The following is a 5,075-nucleotide window of genomic DNA, read 5'->3' as shown; positions in this document are numbered from 1 at the left end:
GTCCCGGAGGATTTATATGGGTGGGTGGACCGGCAAGCTGGACAGGGACGATTCCTCCGGATTTCGCGGGTGTGCACAACGGCTCTTTTTCAGGAACGTATCAACCGCCACCCGGAGGGACAGGAGGCCCACCGCATGTATACACGTGGGAAGCGGATACAAAGGCCGATGTTGTTTATTTGAAGACAGAGACAGAAGTTACCATTCCTGCTGATCGCACAAGAAAAAAACTCGGCGTTGGGGAAAAGGTTACTCTGACACTGAAAGGAGCAGATAATTCGGTTGCATGGTCATTATCATCAGGTTCAGGATCAATAGACCCAACGTCCGGCAGTTGGACCAAATTCACTGCACATGAAAGAGCATCTGGGGCGTCAGTCACGGCTGCGTATAAGGGTAAAACATACACCGCTAATTTCTCGGCAGTTGAGCCAAGTGGAGTAATGATGGAACGAGAGCCCGGAACAACAAACTGGCACATAAACGGAACAGCATCTGCAGGGTTCAAAGGTCGGCCTTATATAACTCCAAATGATGTTTCCTTCATCAATATTGAGATTAGGGAGCAATCGTGCATAGGCATAGGGATATTATACTAACCTGAACGGTCTCGTTCATCCTGTTGGAAGTTGGGCCTCTGTTGGCGCTGGTACTACCATAAAGCCTAATAAGCTCAATGGAGTGGATACTGTACAAAGCGGAAGTGGAGCCCCACCATTTTTAAATGGCACATTCACATGGCCAATACCATGGGAGTTTCGAGTCGGAAGTGGAAATGCGAAAATTTTCAAGACCGTAACACACTATCAAGAAGCGGATGACACCGGCAAAGTTACTATAAGTAAAGGCGGTTTTTCTGTGAGCAAAAATGCCGATGATCCAACGTCTGGATATTAAAAAATGAATAGATTATACGAAGTAGAATCTAATAGGAGGGGAAAATGAGAATCACTACGATTGTTTGTCTTTTAGTTTTTATTTCTTTTGCTTTTATAAGTCTGGCCAAAGACATGGGAAGCAACGAAAGCACAGAGAAACTCACAATGAAAACTATGGAAATCAAGACAAAAGAAATTAACGGTAATTTGGTCAGATTACATAAAGAGAGGGATGTTCAAATCATTGAACAAATGATCGGCAGTCTGACCAGCCTGCAGAAGCTTGATAAACTAAGCGTCGAGGAATGGATCGAGGAATGGCCAATAGCACGTAGGATTCAAGCGGAACTTTGGTTTAAATTGCATGAGGCAGTAGAGAAAGAAATCGACAAAAATTTTGATTTTACCTCTGCTCCCCAGATAAATATCGCAGCTCCGGGTCCATATCCGTCGGGAACAGCGCCCGAATCGATAAAAGAACCTGAACTCCGCAAGGAATATGAAAAATCCTTCGAAGAAAACAGGAAAAAGGCAAGCGAATACAATTTTCAGTATCGTCTTCGTAATGTAGAGAAAGACCTATCTAGCCAACTGGAATGTTTTTTGGTGGAAGTATATTCACAACCACCTCAGTCGATTGATGAGCTTCGGAAAATGATGGATATGTACAAAATAAATGAAAAAGTAAAGATCAGAATACTGAAAAAATTATCCGAGTAGTTAAAGATGCTGTGGCAAACACAAACGGTGATGATAAAGTCATACAGTACCTTCTCAGACCAGTAACGAATGAAGCCTTAAATGCAAGATGCCACTCATACCCTAAATGTATTATATCGCTAAATTAAGATTTAGATTCATTATGAAAATGACGCTTCAGCATAAAATGTTCTTCTGGGTGATTTTTATTTTACTGTTAGCTAAATGTGCGAACGTTTCCTTTTGTGCAGAGCAAGACTCTGTTTCGCTTGACAAGCAACTAAATGAACTTATAAACCTTGCAAACACAGGCAAGACAAATGAGTTTTCCGAAAAAGTTAAGGCTTACACGGAGAAAATGAAAGCGCATTCTGCAACAAATTGGGAGAATGTTTGTTCAGAGCAAGAAGCCATTACTGTGTTTGACAGGAAAGTAATACAGCTTGAAGAAATTTGGGAGGCAGGCAAGACAAATGAGTATTTCGAAAAAGCAAAGGTTATTGCACGAGATATAAGAGAGCATCCTGCTAAAAATAATCTGAACGGAGTCGCCGCTAAACTGCTTAACAAACTCATGGCCAAAAAAGTCAGTATCATTGATATTCACAACAACGATCTTTATGCAATGGATTATCTTGCTTGCCGCTTGCTTTCAAACGACAAGGTATCCATCAAGGAACGCCGGATTAACGCGCTATTGCTCTGCCGTTTCTTAGGTAAAATACGGAAAGAAATCATACCGAATTTTAAACGAAGGCCCGTCATGCGTAACGTAGTTCCACCTATTGATGTCCCAAGAGCAACGGCAGGTATGAGTCCTGAAGTAATTACTAATCTTGTTTTAAGAGCTCAATACGAAGATGCTATTCGGGAGAATCGAGAAAATAATCTTATGAATTCAAGGCAAGCTGAATTGAGAAGCATAGAAAGGGAAATGAGCAAGCCAATTATTAATTACATAATTGAGACCTTCCGCGGCGATGTCGCCGAGATGGGTGGTAAACAGGCCGTGATTATGGATAACATGATTAAGACGTTCCGTGGCGATGATGCTTCCATCGGCCTTCTTGCTGAATGTATTCAAGCTACCAATCTTACAGACAAAGAAAAGGAAGAAGTATTAAAAAAGGTTGGCGTCAAACGACCAAAGCAGGGAAAAGCAACGGGGATAGATCAGTGAAGGACCAAAAAAAACAGGTCCTACGGATGAGTTGGCGATTTATAATGTTCGTAGCCATCCTGCTGGCGTGGGCGGATATCGCTCGAGGTTACAAGGTCGGGCCGCCGTTGAGCGTGGAGAAGCTCGCCGCCGAGTCGGACATCATCTTCAAAGGCACGGCGGTCTTCGGCGGGCTAGTGCAGGATGAATGGTTCAAGCCGTATTCGAATTTCGTTGCCCAAGAGACGCAGTTCAAGGTCATCTCGGTCATCAAGGGAGGCCCGCCGGGCGCAATGCTTCAATTCCGTCACTACGACAAGAGCCCGCGACGGATGGGCCATTGTGTCCAGCCGCAGTATTACCATTTTCAGAGCAACCGGACGTATATTGTGTTTGCCAAGAAAACAGAGCGAGCAGGCGTTTACCGCCAGCTCTGGGTAAACCATAAGGGCATGGAGGATCAAGGGGTGTTGTTATGCTCCGATGATCAGCCGGTAACAGCGCCGACCGTAAAAGAAACGCTTTGGAATGAATTGACAGTCATGCTCAGAAGCGATGATGTCAGCAACGTTACCTATGCCATACACCAACTCGACCAGATGAGCGGTGGAGGTCATCGTTTCGAAAACACGCAAGACTTCGATCGCACGAACGTACTGGCAGTCGTCCACGACTTGATGGAGCACTCCGCTTCGGAGGTTGCACAGGCAGCCATCGTTGTGGTCGGTTCGCACAATCCGTACCTTTCAGATGAACGCACGGTTTTTTGGTTGGCAACTGTCGGCGGTGCTGAAGCACCCGGCATTGGTAAGATGGATCCGAAGATGAAGAACACCGGCGGAGAACTCTATGAGAAGGACTTGGTGATCATCGCCGACAGCAATGCCCCGGCAGAAACGAGGGCCCTGGCTATCCGTGCCTTGGGACTTGTACGCAAACCAGTGCTGCGTGAAGCAATTAACTATTGGTTGGCTGATTCAGAGCCGGCAATACGCGCGTCCGCGACGGTGCTGTTGGCGGATTATCCGGCACCGGAGACAAATCGGCGTCTGATCGCGCTTGCCAGCGATTCCGCGCCAGAGGTTCGCGCCGAGGTCGCCCGCGCCATTGGCTACTCACAGCAAAAGGAACTGGCGAATGTTCTTGGGAAACTGCTGGCTGACAAAGATGCCAAAGTTCGCAAGACGGCGGCAATGAGTCTGCTTTCGTTTTCCCCTAAGAACGAGGGAATCGCGGAGGTCTTGCGGGCTAATCTGGAGAATGCGGAGTTCCAGCCGCTTTTCCTCAATGCTCTGGCAAGAGAGAATCCAGAGCCTTATCGCGACGGCTTGGCGCGAGCAGTGGAGGAAAAGACCGAACCAACCAATTGGTGGGGCGGGACGGCGCCAGCATTCGATGCTTGGGATATTCTTTTCAAATACATCCAGCATCAACCGGTCGACTCTGTGCGCTCCGGCAAGCTGGACCGCTATCTTGACGCGATAGAAAAAGTGGGCAACTACTCGTCTTCTGAACCGCGTGACATATATGCCTTCTACGTCCAACGCGGCATGTCTGAGCTGGCAAAGAAATTCCGGGAGAAGGCGAACAAGGCAGCCTCGTACGACCTTGACTACTTTTTCAAGCAGGTTGATCAGAACCCTTCGCTTTACAAGCGAGAGTAGTCATGTGAGTTTGCTATTAATTAATTTTCAGGATGGTAGTGTCAATGATTTCTCGCGCTTTGACAGATACCGTTGTCCTTCTTATTCAGGATGATTTTCGATGACTGAATTATGTATTAAATTCGCGCTAACTTTATTGCTATGTCTTTCCGCTTGGCTTCCGGCCATTGCCGGGAACCAATCCAAGGAAGCGAAGAAAGCCAGTCTCTGGGAAGAACTGATGTTCGGCCATATACGTAAAATGGCGGAAGGAACATTCAGTAAAAATGATCTCGCCGCCTGCGAAGATTTTCTGGCTAAAGCGGAACCTGTGGATCGTCCGAGATGGCTTGTTATCCTGGCGCGTTATCAGAACATAGTGGAGCATGATCCGTTGGCGGCCTTGAAGACGGTGGCGCCGGTGGTGATCGGAGAGGATAAGGCGCGGCAATGGCAGATGGCTCAGGCGGATGTGGAACAAAAGGAAGATCAAAGAGGCAAGACCACCAAGCCCAAACGCGGCGGGGCAGGAACCAGACCGGTGCGTTTGCTGGCCCCGTTTCCGTCTGTGGCGGAATGGTCCTTTGATCCCATTGACGCGGAATGCGCCGTGGAGGCTTCACGTGCGCATCTGGCCTTGAAAGAATATGAGACAGCCATGGAGCAAATCAGCTTTATGGGGCCGAAGCTGGAAAA

Annotated in this window: 5 protein-coding genes; all 5 read left to right on the top strand. The window is 47.2% G+C overall.

What is annotated here, in order from left to right; all coding sequences use genetic code 11:
* On the top strand, positions 1-599 hold a 599-nt coding region (locus Q7J27_02295), incomplete at its 5' end, for a hypothetical protein (protein ID MDO9527971.1).
* 342 nt (positions 600-941) lie between these two features.
* The gene (locus tag Q7J27_02290; protein ID MDO9527970.1) at positions 942-1,598 is read left to right on the top strand and encodes a hypothetical protein; all 657 of its coding nucleotides are present in this window, start codon (positions 942-944) and stop codon (positions 1,596-1,598) included.
* A gap of 106 nt (positions 1,599-1,704) precedes the next feature.
* Entirely contained in the window at positions 1,705-2,757 is a 1,053-nt protein-coding gene (locus tag Q7J27_02285; protein ID MDO9527969.1) for a hypothetical protein, read from the top strand.
* Positions 2,758-2,801: 44 nt separating this feature from the next.
* On the top strand, positions 2,802-4,400 hold the full coding sequence (locus Q7J27_02280) for a HEAT repeat domain-containing protein (GenBank protein MDO9527968.1): 1,599 nt from the start codon (positions 2,802-2,804) through the stop codon (positions 4,398-4,400).
* 100 nt (positions 4,401-4,500) lie between these two features.
* A partial coding sequence (locus tag Q7J27_02275; protein MDO9527967.1) for a hypothetical protein occupies positions 4,501-5,075 on the top strand: 575 nt, incomplete at its 3' end.

The sequence above is a fragment of the Syntrophales bacterium genome, from assembly GCA_030655775.1.
In the GTDB taxonomy this organism is placed as follows: Bacteria; Desulfobacterota; Syntrophia; order Syntrophales; family JADFWA01; genus JAUSPI01.
Note: the sequence above shows the minus strand (reverse complement) of the source record. Positions and strands in the feature narration are given on the sequence as shown.

Excerpts from the sequence above, each read along its gene's own strand:
- Q7J27_02290 (MDO9527970.1), top strand. The coding sequence starts at position 942 with ATGAGAATCACTACGATTGTTTGTCTTTTAGTTTTTATTTCTTTTGCT.
- Q7J27_02285 (MDO9527969.1), top strand. The coding sequence starts at position 1,705 with ATGTATTATATCGCTAAATTAAGATTTAGATTCATTATGAAAATGACG.
- Q7J27_02280 (MDO9527968.1), top strand. The coding sequence starts at position 2,802 with ATGTTCGTAGCCATCCTGCTGGCGTGGGCGGATATCGCTCGAGGTTAC.